Origin of the sequence: Catenulispora sp. MAP12-49 (assembly GCF_041262705.1) — a bacterium.
In the GTDB taxonomy this organism is placed as follows: Bacteria; Actinomycetota; Actinomycetes; order Streptomycetales; family Catenulisporaceae; genus Catenulispora.
Map to the genome: position 1 here is coordinate 843,166 of NZ_JBGCCP010000001.1, position 23,366 is coordinate 866,531.

Sequence of the window (23,366 nt, forward strand, 5' to 3'; positions counted from 1 at the left end):
TCGTAGGGCTCAGAGCAAGAGGACTCCTCTTGCCAGTGACCCGCTCTCCAGGTCGTGGATCGCCTCGTGGATGTGCTCCAGAGGGTAGGTCTTTGTGACCAGTTCGTCCAGGAGTAGCTCACCCTTCCGATAGAGGTCCACGTACCTTTCGACGTCGAACTGAGGGTGCGAGGTTCCGTACCGGCAGCCCATTATCGTTTTGTCCATGTACATCCCGGAAACGAGGAACGTCCCCTCGGCGTCGCTGCGCGGCACCCCGAGCAGCACCGCGGCCCCGGACCACGCCAGCATGTCGGTCGCGGCGCGGATCAGCGCGGGATGCCCGACGCACTCGAAGACGTAGTCCGCGCCCCGGGGAAGCATCTCCTTGACCAGCTCGACCACGTCCTGGCCGCTCGGGTCGAGGAAGTCGGTAGCCCCGAACCGCCGTGCCGCTTCCTCCTTGCGCGGGTTGGTGTCCACCGCGATGATCCGGCCGGCGCGCGCGATCCGTGCCCCCTGGATCGCGTTCAGGCCGATGCCGCCGACGCCGATCACCACGACCGTCTCGCCGATGCGCACCTTCGCGCGGTTCAGCACCGCGCCGACGCCGGTCAGCACCCCGCAGCCGACCAGCGCGGCCGAGGCCATCGGCACGTCCTGGGGGATCGGTACGGCCTGTACTTCCTTGACTACTACGCGTTCTGTGAACACCGAGGTGTTGGCGAAGGAGAACAGCTTCTCGGTGCCGCCATCGGCACTCTCGCGGGTGAACGGCTTGCTGATCTTGCCGAACGTCGCGCGGCACATGGTCGGCCGGCCTTCGCTGCACGCCGGGCACACGCCACAGTGGTTGATGGTGGTCAAGCAGACGTGGTCGCCGGGCTTGACCCGGGTGACCGCGGCGCCGACCTCCTCCACGACGCCGGCGCCCTCGTGCCCGAGCACCGCCGGGCCAGGGAAGGGGATGGTGCCGTTGACGACGCTGAGGTCGGAGTGGCACAGCCCGGCGGCTCCGATGCGGACGACGATCTCGTCGGTGCGCGGGCCGCGTACCTCTATACCGTCGACGACTTCGAGCTTGCCGCCCTCGAAGACCGCGGCCCTCACGACGCCGCCCCGTCCTGCCCGGTCTTCGACGGCTTCTGTTCCTCGGTTTCCTCGGTTTCCTTGGTTTCCTTGCGCTCCTCGGTCGCCTTCGCGTACGCGGCGAGCTTGGCGATCATCGGCATGGTCTCCACGCCCACCGCCTCCGGGAGCCGTTTCGCGATCGACTCCGCGGTCCAGGGCTCCTCGCCGTACATCGAGCGGATCTCCTGCGGCTGGTTCCACACCGCGATGCGGCGGCCGGCCACGGTGTAGATCTGCCCGGTGACGTCACGCGCGGCTTCCGAGAGCAGGTAGGCCACCAGCGGCGCGACGTCCTGCGGCTCGCCCATCTCGGCCATGTCGAACGGGACGTTGGCGCTCATCCGGGTGCGCGCCACCGGGGCCACGGCGTTCGCGGTGATGCCGTACTTGCCCAGGCCCAGCGCGGCGCTGCGGACCAGGCTCACGATGCCGCCCTTGGCCGCGCTGTAGTTGGCCTGCGACACGCTGCCGGCGTGGTTGCCGGAGGTGAAGCCGACCAGCGCGCCGCCACCGGCCTTGCGCATCACGGCGCTGGCCGCGCGGAAGAGGGTGAAGGTGCCCTTCAGGTGGGTCTCGATGACCGGGTCCCATTCCTCCTCGGCCATGTTGAACAGCATCCGCTCGCGCAGGATCCCCGCCACGCACACCACGCCGTCCACGCGCCCGTAGGAGTCCAGCGCGGTCTGCACGATGCGCTGCCCGCCGGCCAGGGTGGTGACGGAGTCCGCGCAGGGCACCGCCTGCCCGCCGGCGTCGCGGATCTCCTGCGCCACCGCGTCGGCGACCTCGCTGGACGGCGCACTGCCGTCGACGGCGACGCCGTAGTCGTTGACCACCACCGAGGCACCCTCGGCGGCGCAGCCGAGGGCCACCGCGCGCCCGATGCCGCGTCCCGCACCGGTCACCACCACGACCTTGCCCGCCAGGAAGTCGGCCACGTTGCTCGCTCCTCGTCTGTGCTGCCTGCGAAGTCGGCGACATCTTCGAATCTGACGGCATGTTAGCTAAGGTTCGCGCCAGTGGACAGACATCTTCTGACGCTGTGTCAGATTTCACTGGGAACCCTGGGAGCACCGCCATGCCGCTGCCCGAGCAGTTCACCGACCTGGCCCGCCGCGTCAACAACTGGGGCCGCTGGGGCCCCGCCGACGAACGCGGCACCCTGAACCTGATCACCCCCGACCGCGTCCGCGACGCCGCCGCGCTGATCCGCACCGGCCGCCGCCTCACCCTGGCGGTCCCCCTGGACGAGGACGGCCCGCAGATCGGCATGATCGAGGGCCGCGACAACCCGAAGCGCACCATGATCATGGTGAACGCCCAGGTGATGGGCCCCCAGCACGCCTTCCGCACCTCGGACGACCGCGTGGAGATGGGACTCCAGGCCTGCACGCACTGGGACGCACTGGCCCACGTGTCCTACGAAGGACGCCTGTACAACGGCTTCGACGCCGCGGACATCACCGCCGCCGGCGCCGCACACTGCGGGATCGACAAGGCGGGCGCGATCGTGGGCCGCGGCGTCCTTCTCGACGTACCGCGCGCCCTCGGCGTCCCGCGCCTGGGCGACGCAGCACACGGACACGCCCTCACCCCGGCGGACCTGGACGCGGCGGCGGAGTTCGGCAAGGTGCGGATCCGCCCGGGCGACATCGTGCTGATCCGCACCGGCGCCATGACCGCACTGAAGGCGGGCGACAAGCTGGCGTACAGCCACCCGTCATCGGGCCCCTCGATGCAGACCGTGCCCTGGTTCCACGCCCACGACACCGCGGCGGTCGCGACGGACAACGTGGCCTTCGAGGTCTACCCGCCGGAGCGCGAGGACGCGCAGCTGCCGGTCCACCTGCTGCACCTGGTGGAGATGGGCATGCTGCAAGGCCAGAACTGGGACTTGGAGGCGCTGGCGGAGGACTGCGCGCAGGACGGCGTGTACGAGTTCTTCCTGGCGGCGTCGCCGGAGCCCTTCACGCGGGCGGTCGGCGCGCCGGTGATTCCGGTGGCGGTGAAGTAGGAGCGGCCGGCAGCGGTATTCAGGAGCCGGCAGCCGGCCGCCGTCTCGCGCGGTTGGGCAGCGGCCCGGTTTCGCCGGCCGGGCGCGTCCTCCTCAGCTGCGCGAGGCCGCGTGCGCCACATCCCGCAGCAGGGCGGCGGTCTCGGGTTGGAGCGGCAGGCGCTCGCGCTCGGCGTAGCCCAGCAGGGTGTCGGCGTGCCGGCGGGCTGCGGGGAGGTCGCCGAGGGCGGCCAGGGCGGCCAGGAGGTCGCGGTACAAGAGCTCTGATTCGGGGGCCGCCGCCAGGCCGCGCAGGGCGGCCTTGCGGGCGTTGCGGGGGCTCTGTTCGCGCAGGCATGCCTCGGCGACGTAGTGGGCCGTGTCGATGATCAGGGCGGCCATCTCGTGGCGGAGGGTCTCGGCCCAGCCGTAGCGGCGCAGGGGGGCGTCCTCCAGGGGGCGGCCGCGGACCAGGCTGAGGGCGCCGACCAGTTCGCCGTTCTGGCTGCGGTGCAGGAACTCCAGCCAGTCGCAGGTCACCGTCGGCGCCAGGGTCACGCTCTCGGGGGTGACGCGCAGGAGCTGCTCGCCGTGGATGTCGGTGCCGAGCAGCTCGCGCAGCTGGATGACCTGCGCGTCGGCCATGGCCACCGCGCCGGTGCGGGCCGGCCACAGGTCCTGGGCCAGCTGCTGCACCGAGCACCCCGGATGCAGCACCGTGTACGCCGCGACCTCCGCCAGCTCCGCCGAGCTCTCCACACCGGCCAGCACGATCGGCCCCAGCACGTCGATCGCGTGCGCCGCGGGCATCAGCTCGGAGCCGGCGGGCGCCTCGGCGCGGAGCTTCGGCATCCCCGCCGCGGCCGCCTTGCGCTGGCTCCAATACGCGCCGTGCCACTGTCCCGGCTTCTGGGCCTGCTCTGCGAGGGACGCCGGTAGCGCGCTCCGCGCCGATTGCGCGGGCCGGCCGGTCCAGACGAGTCGCTCAGTCGGCTCGGCGGGCTCAGTGGGCTCAACTGGCTCAATGGGCTTAGTGGGCCAAGCGGGCTTAGTGGGCTCAGTCAGCTCATCCGATCGCGACCAGGACCTCGGTGCTGATCCCGGTGCCGCCCCTGATCCCGCCCCCGATCCCGCCCCCGGCGCCTCGATCCCCGCCAACCGATCCTCCGCGCGAGGCGGCGGCGGCTCCTCGTCCCCGTCCGCCGCGGCGTCGAACTGCGGCAGGTTCGCCGGCTTCAGCGCCAGCCGCGCCTCCTTCGCCGTCCCCGGCGTCGGCAGCGGCGCGGTGGTCGACGGCAGCGCGGTCGGCAGCAGCGCGTCGACCCGGAACAGGTCGTCGACCGGGACGCGGAACCGGTTCGGCTGGACCGGATCCGGTGTCGCGATCAGCTCGGCGCGCACCGGTCCGCGCGGCTCGGAGCCGCCGCCCCCGGCCGCCGCGCCAAGCCCCGATTCCGCCCCAGCCCCCGACCTGCCCGCCACATGCCGCCGCGGGTGCGAGGGCTTGCGCTTCGGCAGCGGCGTCTTCGCCCCCGAAGCCTCCCGCCGTGCCGTGGGCGGCAGGTTGAACGCCCCGTCCCGCGGCGCCGGCTTCTCCTGGTCCGAGTCCGCCGTCGCCAGCTCCCGCACCGCCGCCTCGTACCGCTCCGCGCGCAGGGCCTGGACCCGCAGGCCGATGCCCGGGGCGCCGGCCTGCGACCGCGGCGTGTGGACCATCGGGCCGCCGATCGTCCACGGCGACAGCACCAGGTCCCGGTCCTCGGCCGCCGCCACCACCGCGATCGACGTCCGGGGGCGTCCCGACAGCAGGTGCCGCAGACGGTGCGTCAGCCGCAGGTCCGGGGCGACCGCCGAGAGCAGCACGTGCGTCCTGGTGATAGGCGCCAGTTCGTCGTCCGGGTGGGTCCGGGCCTTGCGGACCGTGACGCCGCGCCGGTCCAGGACCGCCTCGACCCTCGCCGACCACTGCGCCAGGTCCTCCACGGCGCGTGCCAAGTCCTCGCCGTACGTCAGCGTCCCCGGGGCGAACAGCGGCGGCAGCTCCGCGCCGAAGCCGACGAGCGTCACCTCCACCTGCCCGGCCGCCATCCCGGTCGCCAGCTCCACGGCCATCGCCCGGAGCACCGACACCGACTCCGCCTCGGGGGCCAGCAGCGAGACCCCGCCGGCGGCCTCCAGGTCGACCAGGACCGTGTCGTCGTCCTCGTCGAAGCCCAGCGAGACCAGGGCCGGGTACGGCGCCGGGGCGTGCCGCGGGGGCGTGCCGACCGACGCGCCGAGCGGGCAGATCCACACCGCGGGACGCCTGGGATCGGCGTAGAACGGCGCGACCGGCGGCTGCGGACGCACCAGGTGCAGCTCCAGGCCGTGCGGCTTGAGCACCGTCATGCTGAGGTCCGGCAGCCCCCGGTCGGCCTTCGTGAGCTTCGCGCTCAGGGTCCTCAGAGCCGCGTCGACGAGGACCTGGCCGGTCGGGTTGTCGATCCGGCTCAGCTCCAGCTCCCAGATCCCCGGCTGCCGCATCGAGATCAGCTCCCCGGGCCGCCGCCGCATGACCTTGTGCAGCCGCCGGTCGCCCAGGGCGCTCAACACGCCCGCCGCGAGCAGGCCGCCGGTCGCCGAGACGGTCTTGCCGGAGTCGTGGCGCGTGGTGGCGAACGTGGACTCGCGTCGGGCCAGGGCCTTGGTCTCCTGTGCCAGCGTCTTGACGCCCGACTCCAGCGCCAGCCGCACCGGCTCGGCGGCGGCCAGCTCCGGGCTGTGCCGGCCCATGTCCGGCGGCATGATCAGCACCCAGCCCGGCTGCAGGAACTCGACGTAGCTGAACACCGTCCCGTCCGGCATCCGCCGGCCGTCGTTCAGCTCGGCGATGTCGGCGAACCGGTTCGGGTCGCCCAGCTGCGCCTCCGCGATCCGCCACAGCGAGTCGCCTTTGCGCACGACATAGGTCTGATACTCCGGTGCTTGCCGCCCCGCATGACCGCGCCGGCCCGCGTCGCCCCCGTCGTCCGTCATGTGCCCTGGTCCTCCGTAGTCAGTGGGCCTTCAGTTGGGACCTCTAGTCAGTGGGGCTCAGAGTCGATGCGCCGGGTGCGCAGGTACTGCCGGTCGAAGACGTCCTGCTCGGTCAGGGACGGCTTCGGGACCGGCGTCATGTTCTGGAAGCCGCGTCCGCCTTCGCGCTGCTGGTGCGGCGCGGGGCGTGAGACGTTCTGCGCGGCCGGGACCGGGGCGACGTACCACTGGTCGTTCCCATAGAGGAACCACTTGGGGTCGAACCCCGCGCGCTGCAAGGTCGCCAGGCGTTCCGGCCGCTGCGCGAACACCGCGCGGCCGTCCGGTCCGGGGGCGAACACTTCGGTGACCACCGGGGCCAGGCGCTCGCCGAGTCCGTTGATCTCCACCACCCGGTCGACGTAGCGCCCGGTGGCACGTGGCTCCCGGGAGTCCGTGGCCGGCTCGGTGTCCATGCGGATGTTCACCACGTAGTGCAGCGTCTCGGCGGCGAGCTGCACCGCGGAGTCCCTGCTCATGGTGGTGCGCATGCACAGCATGACGAACTTGTTGAACGCCTCCCGCGCGGAGCCGGAGTGGATCGCGCACAGCGCCGCCCGGCCGCCGGTCGACACCGCTTCCAGCAGCGTGGCCGCCTCCGGGCCGCGCACCTCGCCGACCACCAGCCGCGCCACGTTCATCCGCAGCGCCACCTCGATGACGTCCGACAGCGTCACCTCGCCGACGCGCCTGCCGTCCGGGCCGCGCTCCGTGGTGCCCGGCCACGACTGGTAGGCGACCATCCGCGGGTGCCGTCCGACCTCGTCGAGGTTGAGTTCGAATTCCGCCTCGACCGTCGCGTAGCGCTCCATCACCGGGATCTCGGCGGCCAGCGCGCGCAACAGCGTCGTCTTGCCCGCGTCCAGCGGCCCGGTGACCGCGACCGTCTGGCCGGCCAGCACCGCGCTGCGCAGGAAGGCCGCGATCGCCGGCGAGACCATGCCGCTGACCACCAGGTCGTCCAGCGTCACCCGGACGACCCGGTGCCGGCGTACGACCAGCGTCGGCCGCTTGGACACACCGATGGTCGCGGTCAGCCGCGCGCCGCCGTCCACGGTCAGGTCCAGCAGCGGCTCGGCCGGTGTCATTGTCCGATGACGCCGGGCGGCCCAGGTCCGCATGTCGGCGAGCAGCGACTCGTCGGAGGAGGCGATCCTCGGCGCCTTCTCCACGCGGCCGTCGGTGTAGACCACGTGGCCGTCGTCGCAGCCCCGGTACTCGATGGTCTCGACGTCGGGATGGTCCAGCATCGGGGCCAGGCCGCCCATGCCGAAGACGGAGGCGCCCGCAGCCCGCCGCATCGCGTCCTGCCGCGCGTCGTCGACCGCCTGCCCGCGCGCCGTGGCGCGGGCCGCCCAGGAGTTCACCGCCTCCTCGATGACGGCCATGCCGAAGGCGCGGCGCTGCTCGTCGGTGCCGGCTTCGGGGGCGGAGAACTGGGCGGAGATCCGGTCGCGCACCTGTTTGCGGATGGTGTCGATGCCGTTCCAGTCGACGGCCGAGAAGGCGTGGATCCCCTGTGGGGGCTTGGGTTCCGTCGGGTACTCCGAGCCGCCGCCGAACCGGAGCGCGAGCTCGTGGCGCGCACGGTTGGTCTGGTCGTCCATCGGCGGCGCCGAGGGGGCAGCCGAGGCCGAGCCCGAGCTCAATCCCGCGCCCGCGCCCGTGCTTGAGGTCGGCGCCGGTGTCGGTGCCGGAACCGGAGCCGGAGCCGGAGCCGGGGCCGAAGGCTTGGGCGGCGGCGGGAGCTGGCGCCGACCGGCGCCCGGCGGGCCGTGCTGGAACTGCATGGCGTTCCCCACGACCGGCGGCGGGCCCGGAGGCAGAGCGTGCGACGGCGGCCGGTCCGGGGACGGCCCCAGTTCGCGGACCGGCGCCGGCGGCGGCTTCGGTCCGCCTGCGGGGGCGGGCGGTTCGCCCGGCTGCCGGCTCTGGTTCTGGTTCTCCCAAGGCGGTGTAGCGGGATCGGGGAGCGAGACGCTCTCCCGGTTCAGGAACGCGATGGCATCGCGCAGTTCTGATACCTGGTCGCTCCGCCCGGTGCCGCGGGTCCGCCCCGGTCCCCCGCCGGTACCGCTGGGGCCGGCTTGCGCGCGCCGCGGGTCGTTCTTGTCAGCCGGCATGGGCGGCCTCCCCGGGTACCACCGTCAGCCGGCGGCTTGTCGCGACGGTGCGCGCCGGCGGTGCCGGGCGGTTCAACTGACGATCGATAGCAGCTTGCAACTCCCGGATGTCGCGCATGTATCCCGAGCGTGAATAACCGTTCGGCAGGTTCCGCCGGCCCAGCAGTTCGGCGCCGACCTTGGTGTCGTGGCGCACCTCGGCGATCACGTCGATCTCCAGCGCCTGCTCGATCGCCTCCCGGGCGTTGTGGCGGCGCGCGCCCGGCGGGATCACGACGCCGGCCAGGCACCAGCGCGGGTCGGCGCGCGGCCGGGCGGCGGCCAGCTGCGCGGCGATGGTCCCGACCGCGTCGTGGGCCGCGCGGATCTGCTCCAGGTGGTCGCCGGTGACCAGCAGCACCAGGTCGGCGTGCTGGATCAGGGGCAGCGGCGCGTGCGCGGCGTGCAGCGGCCCGCAGTCCACCAGCACGTCCACCGTCCGCCGCTTCACCATCAGCGCCGGCAGCAGGCGGGCCAGCGGTTCCCAGAGCACTGACACGGCGGCGGCCTGCGCCGGCACCTGGACCCCGGCCAGCAGCCGGGCCGGGGAGGTCGGGCTCAGCGGCTGCAGGAAGCGGAAGACCTCCTGCCGGATGTCGGTGTGCTGGTGGATCGCGGCCAGGCCCAGCAGGCCCTTGGCCACGTCCCCGCCGCCCTGCTGGTAGCCGGCGACGATGTCGCCGTACCGCGGGTCGCACTCGGCCAACAGCACGGGCCTGGGCCAAGACTCGGCCAGCGCCACCGCGGTGGTGGTCACCCCGGGCGAGTTCTTGGCCGACACCAGGCAGATCATCGCCATGGCGGGCCTATCGGCGCGGCCGCCCGCGTACGCCGGACCGGACTGCGGCCGCCGGCGGGCGCAATCGGTCGGGCGGACGGCGCGCTCGGGCTGACGCCGCCGCCGGTGGGGTGTGGCGCGGGTGGGGTCCACATCGGCTGTGCTCTTTCCCGGTCGTTCGGTAGCGCGGTGGAGCTGTGGCATTGCGCGGACTGATGCTCTTTAGTGGTACAGTGTCCGATTCTTCAAAAGCTATGAGAACTCTGATTCAGTTGTAACCAGTCGCGACCGATGTAGTCCTGTGGATTCGTCGGGATTTCGCGGCCTGCGTCGCAGAGTCCTGCCACCGCGGCCACGTGCGCCCTCACCTGGACCGGCTGTGGCCTGCGGAGCCGTCGGCGAGCGGCTGAGCTGGGGGTTCGCCGTGGGCACGTCAGGCATCCCTGTATAGGCGCGGCCGGTACGGGGTGTCAATATTCGCCATCAATCAACGCCTGAGTGTGGCGCCGGGTGGGATCGGGCTTTACAGGGACTCGGAAATCAGGTCCGCGTGGTCCGCCGCGCGGCCGTAGGCCAGCGAAAGGGCCCAGGCCCGCTTGAGGTGGAAGTGCAGGCCCATCTCCCACGTGCAGCCCATGCCGCCGTGCACCTGGATCGCAGACCTCGCATTCGTGACGGCGGCCTCGTCGGCCAGCAGCTTGGCCGCCGACACCGCGGCCGCGGCGGCCGGCAGGTCGGTGCCGTCGTGGCCGGCCGCCTCGTCGTCGAGCTGCACCGCGGCCGAGTGCACGGCGGCGCGGGCCAGCTCGGCGCGCGCGAACATGTCCGCGCACAGGTGCTTGACCGCCTGGAAGGAGCCGATGGCCCGGCCGAACTGCGTGCGCTGCTTGGCATAGGCGACCGCGCGCTCGGTCAGCACCGCGGCGATGCCCACCTGGTAGGCCGCGGTCAGCAGGGCCCCTTCGCGCAGCAGCGCGTCGGCGGTGCCGGCGTCGCCGACGATCTCGCCGCGCAAGGGCTTCTGGCGCAGGCGGTGCAGCGGGACGCAGGGATCCACAGGGTGGGGAACGGCGTCGGCGCGCAGCTCGATCGGCTCCACGCGCAGCACCTGGCTGTGCCCGGCGGCCGCCGGGCCCTCGCCCTCGACCGTTTCGACGACCAGCAACGCGTCCAGGGCGTCGAGGTGCTCCAGGATCTGCGGCTCGCCGCCGGTCAGGTCGCCGAACCCGACGCGGTGCCGGCCGCCGGCGTACTCGGGCAGCAGCGTCGCGGCCAGTGCGGTGGCGGTGAAGGGGCCGGTCGCCAGGGCGCGCCCCAGCTCCTCGAAGACGTGCACTGATTCGCCGTGCCCGAGCCCGAGGCCGCCGTCGGCCTCCGGCACCCGCACGCCGAAGATGCCCAGCTCGGCCAGGTCGCGCCACAGCGCCACGTCCACGCCGCCGATGCCGGTCTCGGGCGCCTCCAGCCCCGGCGTGCCCGGCGCGGAGTGCTTGCCCAGCACGTCGCGCACCGCGCCGGCCAGCGCCAGCTGGTCTTCTGTCGGCCGGAAGTCCATTACCGCGCGCCCCCCTTGGTGGTGCCGGTGCTTCTCGTGGTTCCGGCGCTCCCGGCGCTCCCGGCGCTCCCGGCGCTCCCGGCGGCGCTGGCGGCGGAGGGTTCCTTGGGCAAGCCCAGGATCCGCTCGCCGATGATGTTGCGCTGGACCTGCGAGGTGCCCGCGGCGATCGTGTACGCCAGGGACCGCAGGCGCTCGTAGCCGGGCTCGCCGTCGTAGGTGCACAGCTCGTCGTCGAAGGCCAGCGCGTCCCGGCCGCGGACCGCGGCGTGCAGGTCGTCCAGGTGCTGCCGGGCCTCGGAGAACCTCAACTTGAAAACTGAGGAACCGGGGCCCGGGATGCCGTCGGCGGAGTGTTCGGCCTCTGACACGTTCCGCTTCACCAGGGCCCACAGGGCGTCGAACTCGGCCGCGAGCCCGGCGATCCGGCGGCGGGTCCCGGAGTCCTCCCAGGCCGCGTTCTCCCGGGCCAGGGCCGCGATCTCGACCAGCCGCCGCCGGGCCCACACCACCTCGGAGACGAACCCGGTGCCGCGCTCGAAGGCGAAGGTGACCATCGCGATGCGCCAGCCGTCGCCCTCCTCGCCGACCCGGTTCGCCACCGGGATGCGGACGTCCTCCAGGATCATCTCCGAGAACTCGGTCGAGCCGCCGGCGGTCATCAGCGGGCGCAGCGAGACGCCGGGGGTGTCCATCGGCATGATCAGCCAGGTGATGCCCTGGTGCTTCGGGCCGTCCGGCGGTCCGGTGCGCACCAGCAGCTCGCAGTAGTCCGCGACCTCGGCGTGCGAGGTCCAGATCTTGCGGCCGTTGACGACGTAGTGGTCACCGGCGCCGGCTCCTTCGCGCACCGCCCGGGTCCGCAGCGCCGCCAGGTCCGAACCGGCGTCGGGCTCGGAGAAGCCCTGGCACCAGATCTCGTCGCCGCGCAGGATCGCCGGGATGTGGCGCTCGCGCTGCTCCGGACTGGCCTCGGCGATCAGGGTCGGGCCGGCGTGCAGCAGGCCGACGAAGTTCACGCCGACATACGGGGCGCCGGCCAGCTCGGACTCCTCCAGGAAGATCAGGTGCTCGGTCGGGGTGGCGCCGCGGCCGCCGTACGCGGCCGGCCAGTTCAGGCCCGCGTAGCCGGCCCGGTGCAGCAGCGCCTGCCAGTGCGAGTCGTAGGCGCGGCGGGCCGGCCAATCATCCTGCGAGGGCTGCGGGTCCAGGGTCGGCAGGGTCGCGCGGAGCCAGGCGCGCAGCTCTTCACGGAACCGCCGTTGGTCCGGGGTGTCACGCAGCTGCACAGCGGGCTCCTGTCGATATCTGACGGTCCGTCAGGTGAGCGTATTGCGGGCGATCGCGGGCCACAAGACCCGCTCCCCAACTGACGCGACGTCAGCTACCGTGCCCGGCATGCCGGTCGATCTGAACGCGATGCTGGAGCCGTCCCGCTGCGCCGTGGTCACCTCCGAGGTGCAGAACGGCGTCCTGGGCCCGGCGGCCCTGTTCCCCGACCTCGCCGCCGCGGCGCGGTCGCACATCCCGGCCATGGTGCGGGTGGTGGACGCCGCGCGCGCGGCCGGCGTCCCGGTCATCCACGCCACGGTCTACCGCCGCCCCGACGCCCGCGGCGCGAACACCAACGCCCGCCTGTTCGCCGCGGCCCTGAAGTCGGCCCGCCGCGACGACGTGGAGGACCTGCTCCCCGGCTCGCAGGCGGCGGCGGTGATCGACCAGATCGGCCTGCTGGAGGAGGACATCGAGCTGCCGCGCTACCACGGCCTGGGGCCGATGTACGACTCCGGCCTGGCCGCCGTCCTGCGCAACGTCGGCGCCCGGACGGTGATCCCGGTCGGCCTGTCGGTCAACGTGGCGATCACCAACCTGGTGATGGACGCGGTCAACGCCGGCTTCGACGTGGTGCTGCCGCGCGACGCGGTGGCCGGCGTGCCGGCGGCGTACGCGGAGGCGATGATCGAGAACACCCTGGCGGTGCTGGCCGTGCTGACGACCAGCACCGATCTGGCGGCTGCCTGGGGGAGGTGAGACCGCCTCACCCCCCGAGCTGCGCCTCCCGCTGCCGCGTCGTCGAGTGCACCGGATCGGTGTCGAACCGCGGCAGCACCTCGCGTCCGAACGTCTCCACCGACTCGATCGCCACGTCTATCGGCATCGCCGTCGACAGCATCCCGAACACCAGCTGGTCCGCCCCGATCGCCTGCACCGCCTCGACCGCGCCGGCCACCTCCTCCGGCGTGCCGATGCACATCGCCTTGGCCTCGATCACCGCGTCGATCGTCGCGCGGTCCATCTCCGGGATGCGGCCGCCGAGGTCGTTGACCCACTGCGGGCGCGGGAAGGTGTCCAGGTACTTCCACAGCAGCGTCTGGTGGTAGCCCGAGCCCATCGTCGCGGCGACCTCGCGGGCGCGTTGGCCGTCCTCCAGGCACACCAGTTGCGAGGTGACCATGACGTTGTTGTTGATGTAGCCGCCGACCGGGTTCTCGCAGCGTTCGATCTCCTCCTTGTAGATGGCGATCAGCTTGCCCAGGTCGTCCATCGAGGCCTGCGCGAAGCAGAGCACGCCGATGCCCATCTGGCCGGCCTTCTTGAAGGTGCCGGGCGATCCGGCCGCGACCCACAGCGGCGGGTGCGGGTCGGTCAGCGGCTTGGGCAGGACGTTGCGCGGCGGCATCGAGAAGAAGCGGCCTTCGAAGCTGTAGTCCGTCTCCTTCCACATGCGCACGATCTGCGGCAGCGTCTCGTCGACCATCTCGCGCGTCACGTCGGAGTCCTCGATGCCGAACCCCTTGGTCTCGGTGGTCGAGGAGCCGCGGCCGACGCCGAACTCGAACCGGCCGCCGGACAGGTGGTCCAGGACCGCCACCTTCTCGGCGACCCGGGCCGGGTGGCTGACCGGCGGGGTGATGTTGAAGATGCCCGAGCCCACGTGGATGCGCTCGGTGGCGGCGGCCAGGTAGCCCAGGAACGCCTCGTTGGCGGACAGGTGCGAGTACTCGTCGAGGAAGTGGTGCTCGGTGGCCCAGGTGTACTTGAAGCCCGCGCGGTCGGCGGCCTTGACCAGTTCGATCTCGTCGCGGAGCCGCGTGGCCTCCGTGATGTCCGGGCGGTCCTGTGGTACGTAGAGGCTGTTGAAGAGGCCGAACTCCACGGTGGGCTCCTACTCGTCGTCGGTCGGCGCCATCTGACGCACCGTCAGATATCGTACTGATCGGCTTTGCGGTCGCAAGGGGCACGGCTCTTCCGCCTGATCGCGGCGTGGAGTAGAACTGCGATGAACTGACCCATCGTCAGATTTGAGCTGGAGGCGCGCGATGCTGGACGCGGGGAGCCTGTGGGAGCTGATCGAGCGGCGCGCCGAGGCCGATCCGGACCGCGAGCTGCTGGTGGACTCCGGCGGGTCGCGGATGACCAACGGCGCCTTCCGGGACGCCGCGCTGCGGACCGCGGCCGGGCTGCACGGTCTCGGGGTGCGCGCCGGGACCGTGGTGTCCTGGCAGCTGCCGACCTGGAACGCCGGCTACGTGCTGATGGCCGCGCTGAGCCGGCTCGGCGCGGTCCAGAACCCGGTCATCCCCATCTACCGCGACCGCGAGGTGGGGTTCATCGTCCGGCAGATCGCGCCGGAGCTGGTGATCACGCCCTCGGAGTTCGGCGGCTTCGACTTCGCGGCGATGGCCGCCCGGCTGACCCAGGGCACTGCGACACGGCATATCACCGCCGACCGCACCCTGCCCGAGGGCGACCCCGCGGTGCTCCCGCCGTATCAGGCCCCTGCCGAGCGTGAGCTGCGCTGGTACTTCTACAGCTCGGGCACCACCGCCGACCCCAAGGGCGCCCGGCACACCGACGCGGCGATCCTGGCCGCGGCCCGCGGCATGCACACCTGCCTGGCGCTGACCGGTGCGGACATCAACGGGATGGCGTTCCCGCTGACCCACGTCGCGGGACCGATCTGGCTCGCGTCCTCGCTCATGGCCGGGCTGTCGAACGTGCTGCTGGACCGGTTCGACCCGGCGGCGGCCGTCGAGCTGTTCGGCCGGGAGAAGGTGACGCTCGGCGGCTCGGGCACGCCGTTCCACCTGGCCTATCTCAAAGCCCAGCGGGAGTTCGCGAAGACCCGCCCCGGGGAGCGCGCCTTCCCCACCTTCCGGCTGTGCAACGGCGGCGGCGCGCCGCGTCCGGCGACGCTGCACGCCCAGATCCGCGACGAGGTCGGAGGCCTGGGCGTGATAGCGGGCTGGGGCCTGACCGAGGCGCCGATCCTGACCATGTCCACGGTGCACGACCCGCAGTCGGCGCTCGACGACTCCGAGGGGCGCCCGATGCCCGGCGTCGAGCTGCGGGTGGTGACGCTGGAGGGCAAGCCCGCCGCCCCCGGCGACGAGGGCGAGCTGCGGGCCAAGGCGCCGCAGCTGATGCTCGGCTACGTGGACGAGGCGCTGAACGCCGACGCCTTCGACCCGGACGGCTACTTCCGCACCGGCGACCTCGGGACCGTGGACGCCGAAGGCTTCGTGCGGATCACCGGTCGGCTCAAGGACATCATCATCCGCAAGGGCGAGAACATCTCCGCCAAGGAGATCGAGGACTTGTTGTTCACGCATCCCGCGGTGGCCGAGGCCACGGTGATCGGACTCCCGGACGCCGAGCGGGGGGAGCGGGTGTGCGCGGTGGTCGTCGGGGCGGAGGGCGCCGAGCCGCTGGAGTTCGCGGAGATGGTCGCGTTCCTGAAGCAGGCCGGGCTGACCACGCACAAGCTGCCGGAGCAGTTGGAAGTCGTGGACGGGCTGCCGCGCAATCCCACCGGGAAGGTGATCAAGCGGGATCTGGTGGCGCGGTTCCGGGACTAGCCGGCTGCCGTCGTCGGTTCTGAATCAGTCGGTACTGAAGGTGAGATGGCGGTACCGGCGGGGTGTACCGGTACCGCCATCTCAGGACCGGTCGCCATTGGCCGGTCCTTGCTTTTACGCCGCCGCGGCCTTGAGGAGCGCTTCGGCTTCGGCGACGACTGCGGCCGGCGCCGGCACGGAATGCGTGCCGGGCCCGCGGTAGGTGCGGTGCGGATCCAGGCCGGACAGCCGTGCCGCGAGCACGTCGGCCTGGGCCAGCACCGTGTCGGACCGTCCGGACAGGCTCCGGCGGTGCTCGGCGCACGCTCCGAGGGCGTGGATATGCGGGTCCGAGACGCTGCGCAGGGTGTCGTCCACGACGATCCCGCGCGCCACCGCCAGACCCGAGGTCCAGGCCAGGGCCGTGTTCGGCGCGGTGCCGCAGGCGATGACCGCCAGGTCGCAGGTCAGCCGGTGGCCGTCGGCCAGCGTGACACCGCCGAGCCGGCCGTCGGGGCCGGATATCAGAGCCCGGACCCGGCAGTCCTGGTAGGCGATGACCCCGGTGCGGCGCAGCGTGAGGTAGGCGTCGGTCGGCGTGATCTCCGGGGTGGCCGGGGTCTGGTCGATGAGCTCGACGTGCAGCGGGTCCTCCGCGCGCAGCAGGCGCAGCGCCGCGGCCACGTCCAGGCCGGTGGTGCTGCCGCCTATGACGACGGCGTGGGTGGCGGCGGTCGCGGCCTCGGCCAGGCGACGGAAGTCGGCGGCGGTGTGCGCGGAGTGGACGCCGGGGAGCAGGTCCAGGCCGTCGTCGGTCCGCAGGCCCTTGATCGGCGGCAGCACCGGATTGGCGCCGGTGGCCAGGACCAGGGTGTCGTACGGCTGGACCCACCGGTCGGAGCCGTGGACCAGCCGGTGCATGCGGTCCACGGCCACGGCCCGGACCCCTGCCCGCACGGTCAGACGCGGGTCGGCCGGGGTCGGCAGTGCGGCCGGGTTCGGCATGACTGCGCCGGCAGCTCCGGTAGCTCCGGCGGTGCCGATCAGCGTGCCCGGCAGTGCCGAGCGGTCGTGCGCTGTGCCACCCTCGCCGGCGTAGACGGTGACGTCCACGTCGGCGTCCGCGGCCAGCAAGCCGGAGACGAGGCGATGGGCCGCCAGGCCCCAGCCGACCACGACGATCTTCCTGGTCATCACAGGATCCCTTCGGTCGGCGACGCGATGCCTTCACGATGCCCGACCGACGTTTCCGGCCCGCTTCGCCGATGTTTCGGCCGCCGTTCGCGTTCGGGGCCGGAGTAGGCTGCGTGCTCTCGGGTCGGGGGGCGTACGGAATCGGGGGGAAGACCATGCGCGAACAGGTCGAACGGCAGCGCGCGAAACTGATCGTCGGCGGCATGATGTCCGCGGCGGTGATCGGCTGGGGCGTCGCGGGGTGCAGCCACGACGACCACGACCGCTGCGTGGACCAGGAGTTCTCCCCGCTTCCGAGCTTCTCCGGCAGCGACGGGGGCGGCCGAGCGGTGCTCGGAGCGTGGCTGGTCGACGGCGAGTCGGCGGGGCTGGGGATCCGGGAGTCGGACGGACTGGTGACGGACACCTACGCGCGGTTTGTGCCGCACGTCATAGACGGATAGCTCGACAGCCGGACGGTTACTGGGACGAACGCCATCGATCAGCGACAATGGCGGGCATGGCCGAGCCGAAGAAGCAGCAGTGGGTCCTCACCCTGTCGTGTCCGGACACCCCCGGTGTCGTGCACGGCGTCGCGAACTACCTCCTCATGACGGGCTGCACGATTCTGGACAGCCAGCAGTACGGCGACCCGGACACCGGATTGTTCTTCATGCGGGTCAGCTTCGAGCGGGTGCACGACGAGGTGACGCTGGAGCAGCTCAACAGCAGCTTCGAGGCGGTCGGGGCGACCTTCCGGATGGCCTGGCGGATCCACGACGCCAACGAGCTCATGCCGGTGGTGCTGATGGTCAGCAAGTTCGGGCACTGCCTGAACGACCTGCTGTTCCGGGCGAGCACCGGGGCGCTGCCGGTGCGGGTCGCCGCCGTGGTGTCCAACCACGGCGACTTCGAGGAGCTGACCCGCTCCTACGGCGTGGACTTCGTCCACCTGCCGGTCGCCGCCGGCGACGCCGAAGCCAAGGCGAAGGCCGAGGCCACGCTGCTGGAGGTGGTCCAGAGCCGGGGTGTGGAGCTGGTCGTGCTGGCCCGCTACATGCAGGTGCTCAGCAACGACGTGTGCAAGGCGCTGGAGGGCCGGATCGTCAACATCCACCACTCCTTCCTGCCGAGCTTCAAGGGCGCCAAGCCCTACCACCAGGCGCATGCCCGCGGCGTGAAGCTGATCGGGGCCACCGCCCACTACGTCACCGCCGACCTCGACGAGGGCCCGATCATCGAGCAGGAGGTGGCGCGCGTCGGCCACGGCGTCAGCCCCGAGCAGCTGGTCGCGGTCGGCCGGGATGTGGAGTGCCAGGTGCTGGCGCGCGCCGTGAAGTGGCACGCCGAGCACCGGGTGTTGTTGAACGGGAACCGGACGGTCGTCTTCCCTTAGGACGGACGGGGCGAGGCCCTGGAAAGCGCCGCGCGCTTCCCAGGGCCCGTTTGTTCAGGAGCTCGACTGGCTTCCGGAGGGCTGGCTGGATCCGGTGCCGGGCGGCTGGCTGTTTCCGGAGGACTGGCTGCCGGGCGGCTGGCTGTTTCCCGACGACTGGCCGCCGCCCGGCTGGCTGTTTCCGGACGACTGGCTTTCCGGCGGCTGGCTGTTTCCGGAGGACTGACTCCCCGACGGCGGGGTGTTCGCCCAATTCCACGACCCGCTCGCCCCGGTCGGCGGCGCCCCGACCGGGAACGCGCCGGCCGGCAGGGAGGGCGAGGGCAGCGTGTACCCGCTCGAATTCGGCGGCGCCATGTTCTGCAGCTGCTTGGTGATGTCTTCCAGGTGCTGCACTTGCGCCTTCGCATAGCCCAGGAACCCGGCGTCGCTCAGGATCTTGGCCAACTGGGCGTTGCTCAGCAGCGGCGTCGCCGACGTGGGCGGTGCCATGCCGTTCGGGGCGCCGCCGGTCGAGGTGCCCAGCAGAAGGTCGACCCGCGGGTCCGTCAGTCCCTTCCCGACGTATCCGGCGCTCGGAGCGCCCGAGGGGTAGTTGTTCACGACGACGTTCCCGCCCGCGGTGCTGGTCTGGACGCAGGTCGGCGGGGCCGGCGTGCCGCAGCTCAGCGGATTCCCGTCCAGCGTCGAAGCCGGTTCCGCGGAGGGGAACATGAGGTTCGTCTTGCCGTTCGGCCCGGTGAGGACGAGGACCCAGGTGTTCGTGGCCTTCACCGTGTATCCCGCCGGCAAGGCCGCCTGGATGTACTTCACCGAGCCCTTGGCGAAGTCGACGTTGAAGTCCTGCTGCTCGTTGTACAGCTTGCAGTACTGCGCCAGGTCGCCCTTAACGGTGCCCGGGGTGTTGCAGTACGGCGTCCACCACATGCCGTCCGGGAACGACGGGCTGCTGCTCGCCGTCGTCGCCGCGGAAGTGCCCGGGCCGCCCGCGGGGCTCGCGCCGTTCCCGGATCCGCCGCTCATGGCCGCGACCCCCGTCCCCACCGCCAGCACCGCCAGCGCCGCAGCCCCGGACAGCGCCCAGTCCCGCCGCCGCCGGCGCATGCCCCAGTCCATGGCGGCGTCGATGACGTCCCGCTGCTGTGGCTCGTCCTGCGGCGCCGGAAGCGCGCCGGACAACAGCTCACGCATGTCGTTCACAGTTCTTCTCCCAGCTAGTCGTGGATGAGCTCGCTGACGGCCGCACCGAGCCGCTGCCGCAGAATGGCGATCGCCCGGGACGTCTGGCTCTTGACCGTCCCGGAGGAGATCCCGAGCGCGTCGGCCGTCTGCTCGACGGTCAGGTCCTCCCAGAACCGCAGGACGACGACGGCCCTGGCCCGGGGCGGCAGCGTGTCGAGTGCGCTGCGCACCGCGAGCCGCAGGGCGGCGTCGTCGGCCGGGGAAGCCGGTTCGGGGGCGTCGTCCAGGGCGACGGTCGGGCGGTCCTTCTGCTTGAGATCCAGGAAGGCGCGGTACAGCACCGTGCGGGCGTACGCGTCGACGGAGTCGGCACGGCTCACCCTCGGCCAGGACCGGAACAGCCGACCGAAGGTCGTCTGCACGAGGTCCTCGGCGGTGTGCCAGTCCCCGCACAACAGGTACGCGCTACGGCGCAAGTGGGGCTGTGCCCCCACGGCGTACTCACGGAACTGTTCGCGGGCATCGGCCGAACCGCCATGCACCAGCGGGCTCTTGAGTTTCCTCACGTTAGGTATGACCGGAGGACGGTCCGCGTGGTTGGAACAGAGGACGGGTTTCTTCGTCCCCTGTGAGTTCTTCTGTGACTTCTTTCGGGCGATCCCTACACCGGGACCTCATGGCCGATCGCCATCAGCAGCGCCCCGAGCTGCACGATCAGCTGCTGCTCGATCTCCGTGCGGGCCAGGTCCTGGTGCTTGAGCCAGTCCAGCACCGCGGTCTCGGCGGCGGCGACCCAGCACTTGAGCGTCATCCGGACGAGCGGGTCCACCGGTGTGGGTTCGCCGAGTCCTTCCACGAGGAGTTCATAGACGGTGTCCTCCACGGAGTGCACCAGCGCGGCCGACTCCCCGCCCGAGCCGTACGCCGCAGAACCGCCGAGCAGCGCGACGAACCCGGCGGAGTGCGCCTCGGCGAACTCCACGAACGCCCGGACCGCGCGGTCCAGCCGCTGGAGCGGGGTGTCGCCGGGCTCGACCTGCGCCAGGCGCCGCGTCAGCTCGGCCGCGGCCTTGGACAGCGCGGCGGCGTAGAGCTCCTGCTTGGTGCCGAAGTAGTGGTAGACCAGCGCGCGCGAGGCGCCGGCGGCCTGCGCCACGTCGTCGACCGAGACCTCGTCGGGGCCGCGCGTGGCGAGCAGGTCCAGGGCCGCCTCGATCAGCTCGTCGCGGCGTCGGTCGACCGACAGCCGGCGGCGGGGCGCCGTGCGCGGCGCGGGGCGGACGGGCTGGGAGCTGCGGGACTCGGACTGCACATCGCCATGCTGCCACGTCCGGCGCCGGGAACGAATCGGCAAGCGTGTCGCGACCGTTCCCGAATCTGCTCCGGTGTTCCCGAATCTGCCCGAACAGTGCTCTTCGGGGCCGCCGGTGTCCGTCCCGGAAACGGGGTCTTGTCGGCGGGACACTCCGCGTTTACATTAGACGCCGTGTCCAATAAAACCGGCCCCACCCCCGAAGCCCTGCGGCGTCACCGCGACGCACAGGCGCTGGCCTACCGCTGTGCCGAGACGGTCGGTGCGGGTCTTGAGGCCGGCGTCACCGAGCGGGAGGTCGCGCACCGGATGCGCGCCTTCCTGCGGGAGAACGGCGTCGAGGACTTCTTCCACATCCCCTTCGCGTGGTTCGGGGAGCGCACCGCGTTCCGCTCGCTGAAGGGCCCGTGGACGCCGCTGCACTTCTTCCCGACGAACAAGCGGCTGCAGGAGGGGATGTCGTACATCCTCGACTGCTCCCCGGTGGTCGACGGGTACGTCTCCGACATCGGCTACGCCGGCGTCCTCGGCGGACCCGGCGCGAACCGCATCTTCGACGCGCTCATGCGCGACCTCGCGGAGTACCGCACGGTGATCCTGGAACGGATCAAGGCCGGGGACACCCTGTCCGAGGTCTACGCGGCCGTCGACGTCCTCATCGCGCGGCAGGGATACGAGTCCCGGCACAAGGTCTACCCCGGCCGCGTCATCGGCCACCAGGTCGGCCGGATGACCCAGCGCCGGAACATGGGCCGCTACGCGTTCGGCTTCGGCCTGCGGACGCTGGAGACCCTCGGCCGCGAGATCGTCACCGAGGGCATCAAGGGCCGCTCCCCGCTGTGGGCCGGCGGCCGCGCCTCCCGCCACGCGCCCACGCCGGGGCTGTGGGCGGTCGAGCCGCACATCGGATTTCGCGACGTGGGAGTGAAGTTCGAGGAGCTGCTGGTCGTCACCGAGGACGACGCCTTCTGGCTCGACGACGACCTGCCGCACGTCCGGCGGTGGCAGGAGCAGGCCCGGACACTGGAAGGCGCCCACTCATGACCCAGGACGTCCGCACTCTCGCGGTCACCGTCGAGGGCGGCAAACTCTCCGTCCACACCTACGGGGACCCCTCGAAGCCGACCGTGATGTTGGTCCACGGTTACCCCGACACCCAGGCGGTGTGGGACGGCGTGGTGTCCGAACTCGTTGAGGACTTCCACGTCGTCACCTACGACACCCGTGGCATCGGCGCTTCCAAGGGGCCGCTGTTCAAGCACGGCTATACGTTGGAACACCTTGCGGACGACCTCTATGCGGTCGCCGACGTAGTCGCCCCCGATATGCCGATCCATCTGGTCGGCCACGACTGGGGATCCATCCAGGCCTGGGAAGCGGTCACCCGTGCGGACTCCGCACAGCGTTTCCTTTCCTATACGTCCATCTCTGGTCCCTGCCTGGACCACGCCGCTATGTGGACGCGCTCCGGTATCCGGAAGCCGACGCCCAAGGCAGCGGCGCGTTCGCTGAAGCAGGCGCTCGCGTCGTGGTACATCGTCGTGTTCCACCTGCCTGTGGGACCGCGCGTGGCGTGGCGGCTCGGTCTGGCCAAGCAATGGCCACGGATCATCAAGGCTATAGAAGGCACCAGACTCGATCCCTCGCCGACTCTGCATAGGGATGGTTCGCGCGGCGTCCTCTATTACCGGGCCAACATGCTGCCCAAGATGCGGCACCCCGAGGAGCGGCCGACCACGGTCCCGGTCCAGGTGCTCACACCGACCGGCGACCGGTTCGTCACCCCGGCCCTGGCCGCCCAGGCGCCGGTGCCGTGGACGGAGCGGCTCTATGTGCGCAAGGTCAACGGCGGCCACTGGATCGTGGTGAAGAAGCCGGCGCTGATCGCCGAGCGGATCCGGGAGTTCGTCCAGTCCAGCATCGCGACTCCGGGAGGACCCGAGCCTGTGCGTTCCCTACTGCGTGCCGAGGCAAAGCAAGGCACTAAAGACCGGCGCGAGTTCGAGGACAAGCTCGTCGTCATCACCGGCGCCGGCTCCGGGATCGGACGCGCCACCGCGTTGGCTTTCGCCGAGAAGGGCGCGGACATCGTCGTCGCCGACATAGACGCTGTCGCCGCGGCGCGGACCGTGGAGCTGGTGGAACTGCTCGGCGCGCGCGGCTACCTCTATACGGTCGACGTCTCCTCCGGTGAGGCTATGGAGAAGTTCGCGAACGACGTGAAGGCGACGGCAGGCGTCCCCGACGTGGTCGTCAACAACGCGGGCATCGGGATGTCCGGTCCGTTCCTCGCCACAGAGGTGAAGGACTGGGAGAAGATCCTCGGCGTCAACGTGTGGGGCGTCATCCACGGCGCGCGCTGCTTCGGCGAGATGATGCGGGAGCGCGGCGAGGGCGGGCACATCGTGAACCTCGCATCGGCGGCCGCTTATACGCCGTCGCGCACGCTCTCCGCGTACTCGACCTCCAAGGCCGCCGTCCTCATGCTCTCCGAGTGTCTGCGCGCGGAGTTCGCCCGCCACGGCATCGGCGTCTCGGCGATCTGCCCGGGCTTCATCGCCACCAACATCACCCGGACCACGAAGTTCGTCGGGCAGAGCGCGGAGCAGCAGGAGCGCACCCGGCAGCGCGTCACCGGCCTGTACCGGAGGCGGAACTTCGGCCCCGACAAGGTGGCCGAGCGCATCGTGGACGCCGTGCGGCGCGACAGGCCGGTGGTCCCGGTGGCGCTGGAGGCGAAGGCGAGCAAGGCCATCTCGCGGCTGTCCCCGGCGCTGGCCCGCCGGATGGCGAAGATCGACCCGACCGGCTGA

At 71.7% G+C, this 23,366-nt stretch carries 18 protein-coding genes and 1 pseudogene; 7 read left to right on the forward strand and 12 right to left on the reverse strand.

Features of this window, described 5'->3' with window-relative positions:
* Positions 1 to 9 precede the first annotated feature (9 nt).
* The gene (locus ABIA35_RS03920) at positions 10 to 1,089 is read right to left on the reverse strand and encodes a Zn-dependent alcohol dehydrogenase (protein ID WP_370356589.1); all 1,080 of its coding nucleotides are present in this window, start codon (positions 1,087 to 1,089) and stop codon (positions 10 to 12) included.
* Entirely contained in the window at positions 1,086 to 2,048 is a 963-nt protein-coding gene (locus tag ABIA35_RS03925) for an SDR family oxidoreductase (RefSeq protein ID WP_370356591.1), read from the reverse strand. Before ABIA35_RS03925 ends, ABIA35_RS03920 begins: the two co-directional genes overlap by 4 nt.
* A 140-nt stretch (positions 2,049 to 2,188) precedes the next feature.
* Between ABIA35_RS03925 and ABIA35_RS03930 the strand changes: the two genes are divergently transcribed.
* The gene (locus ABIA35_RS03930; RefSeq protein WP_370356592.1) at positions 2,189 to 3,124 is read left to right on the forward strand and encodes a cyclase family protein; all 936 of its coding nucleotides are present in this window, start codon (positions 2,189 to 2,191) and stop codon (positions 3,122 to 3,124) included.
* A 93-nt stretch (positions 3,125 to 3,217) separates the two neighbouring features.
* Here ABIA35_RS03930 and ABIA35_RS03935 read toward each other — a convergent pair whose 3' ends face one another.
* The 5 genes from ABIA35_RS03935 to ABIA35_RS03955 form a co-directional block, all read right to left on the reverse strand.
* The gene (locus tag ABIA35_RS03935; RefSeq protein ID WP_370356594.1) at positions 3,218 to 6,118 is read right to left on the reverse strand and encodes a LysM peptidoglycan-binding domain-containing protein; all 2,901 of its coding nucleotides are present in this window, start codon (positions 6,116 to 6,118) and stop codon (positions 3,218 to 3,220) included.
* 47 nt (positions 6,119 to 6,165) lie between these two features.
* A complete protein-coding gene (locus ABIA35_RS03940) occupies positions 6,166 to 8,280 on the reverse strand; it encodes a CpaF family protein (protein WP_370356596.1) in 2,115 nt (704 codons plus the stop codon).
* The gene (locus ABIA35_RS03945) at positions 8,270 to 9,118 is read right to left on the reverse strand and encodes a hypothetical protein (protein ID WP_370341196.1); all 849 of its coding nucleotides are present in this window, start codon (positions 9,116 to 9,118) and stop codon (positions 8,270 to 8,272) included. Before ABIA35_RS03945 ends, ABIA35_RS03940 begins: the two co-directional genes overlap by 11 nt.
* Positions 9,119 to 9,620: 502 nt before the next feature.
* The gene (locus tag ABIA35_RS03950; RefSeq protein ID WP_370356598.1) at positions 9,621 to 10,652 is read right to left on the reverse strand and encodes an acyl-CoA dehydrogenase family protein; all 1,032 of its coding nucleotides are present in this window, start codon (positions 10,650 to 10,652) and stop codon (positions 9,621 to 9,623) included.
* Positions 10,652 to 11,941, reverse strand: coding sequence for an acyl-CoA dehydrogenase family protein (locus ABIA35_RS03955; protein WP_370356600.1), 1,290 nt, complete (start codon positions 11,939 to 11,941; stop codon positions 10,652 to 10,654). Before ABIA35_RS03955 ends, ABIA35_RS03950 begins: the two co-directional genes overlap by 1 nt.
* A 109-nt stretch (positions 11,942 to 12,050) precedes the next feature.
* On the opposite strand from ABIA35_RS03955, the gene ABIA35_RS03960 reads away from it, so the two are divergent.
* Positions 12,051 to 12,683: a cysteine hydrolase family protein gene (locus ABIA35_RS03960; protein WP_370341199.1), complete on the forward strand. Its 633-nt coding sequence runs from the start codon at positions 12,051 to 12,053 to the stop codon at positions 12,681 to 12,683.
* Between the two features lie 7 nt (positions 12,684 to 12,690).
* On the opposite strand, the gene ABIA35_RS03965 is transcribed toward ABIA35_RS03960, so the two are convergent.
* On the reverse strand, positions 12,691 to 13,809 hold the full coding sequence (locus ABIA35_RS03965; RefSeq protein ID WP_370356602.1) for an LLM class flavin-dependent oxidoreductase: 1,119 nt from the start codon (positions 13,807 to 13,809) through the stop codon (positions 12,691 to 12,693).
* Positions 13,810 to 13,972: 163 nt separating this feature from the next.
* Here ABIA35_RS03965 and ABIA35_RS03970 point away from each other — a divergent pair, with 163 nt between their 5' ends.
* Positions 13,973 to 15,511, forward strand: coding sequence for a class I adenylate-forming enzyme family protein (locus tag ABIA35_RS03970; RefSeq protein WP_370356604.1), 1,539 nt, complete (start codon positions 13,973 to 13,975; stop codon positions 15,509 to 15,511).
* Between the two features lie 114 nt (positions 15,512 to 15,625).
* Here ABIA35_RS03970 and ABIA35_RS03975 read toward each other — a convergent pair whose 3' ends face one another.
* A complete protein-coding gene (locus ABIA35_RS03975; RefSeq protein WP_370356606.1) occupies positions 15,626 to 16,684 on the reverse strand; it encodes an NAD(P)/FAD-dependent oxidoreductase in 1,059 nt (352 codons plus the stop codon).
* A 266-nt stretch (positions 16,685 to 16,950) separates the two neighbouring features.
* On the opposite strand from ABIA35_RS03975, the pseudogene ABIA35_RS03980 reads away from it, so the two are divergent.
* Both ABIA35_RS03980 and purU read left to right on the forward strand, forming a co-directional pair.
* A pseudogene (locus ABIA35_RS03980) lies at positions 16,951 to 17,127 on the forward strand (glutathionylspermidine synthase family protein); the annotation flags it as partial.
* Between the two features lie 47 nt (positions 17,128 to 17,174).
* Positions 17,175 to 18,059 carry a formyltetrahydrofolate deformylase gene (purU, locus tag ABIA35_RS03985; RefSeq protein WP_370341203.1) on the forward strand — a complete coding sequence of 295 codons (885 nt, stop codon included), beginning with the start codon at positions 17,175 to 17,177 and terminating at the stop codon, positions 18,057 to 18,059.
* A 54-nt stretch (positions 18,060 to 18,113) separates the two neighbouring features.
* Here purU and ABIA35_RS03990 read toward each other — a convergent pair whose 3' ends face one another.
* The 3 genes from ABIA35_RS03990 to ABIA35_RS04000 all read right to left on the reverse strand — a co-directional run bounded on the left by ABIA35_RS03990 (position 18,114) and on the right by ABIA35_RS04000 (position 20,553).
* Positions 18,114 to 19,259, reverse strand: coding sequence for a hypothetical protein (locus ABIA35_RS03990; RefSeq protein ID WP_370356608.1), 1,146 nt, complete (start codon positions 19,257 to 19,259; stop codon positions 18,114 to 18,116).
* Positions 19,260 to 19,273: 14 nt separating this feature from the next.
* Complete coding sequence (locus ABIA35_RS03995) at positions 19,274 to 19,807, reverse strand: SigE family RNA polymerase sigma factor (RefSeq protein ID WP_370341205.1); 534 nt, start codon at positions 19,805 to 19,807, stop codon at positions 19,274 to 19,276.
* Between the two features lie 95 nt (positions 19,808 to 19,902).
* Entirely contained in the window at positions 19,903 to 20,553 is a 651-nt protein-coding gene (locus tag ABIA35_RS04000; protein WP_370341206.1) for a TetR/AcrR family transcriptional regulator, read from the reverse strand.
* A gap of 174 nt (positions 20,554 to 20,727) precedes the next feature.
* Between ABIA35_RS04000 and ABIA35_RS04005 the strand changes: the two genes are divergently transcribed.
* Positions 20,728 to 21,597 carry a M24 family metallopeptidase gene (locus tag ABIA35_RS04005; protein ID WP_370341207.1) on the forward strand — a complete coding sequence of 290 codons (870 nt, stop codon included), beginning with the start codon at positions 20,728 to 20,730 and terminating at the stop codon, positions 21,595 to 21,597.
* Positions 21,594 to 23,366, forward strand: a complete 1,773-nt coding sequence (locus tag ABIA35_RS04010; RefSeq protein ID WP_370356609.1) for an SDR family oxidoreductase — start codon at positions 21,594 to 21,596, stop codon at positions 23,364 to 23,366. The genes ABIA35_RS04005 and ABIA35_RS04010 overlap by 4 nt, the downstream gene beginning before the upstream one ends.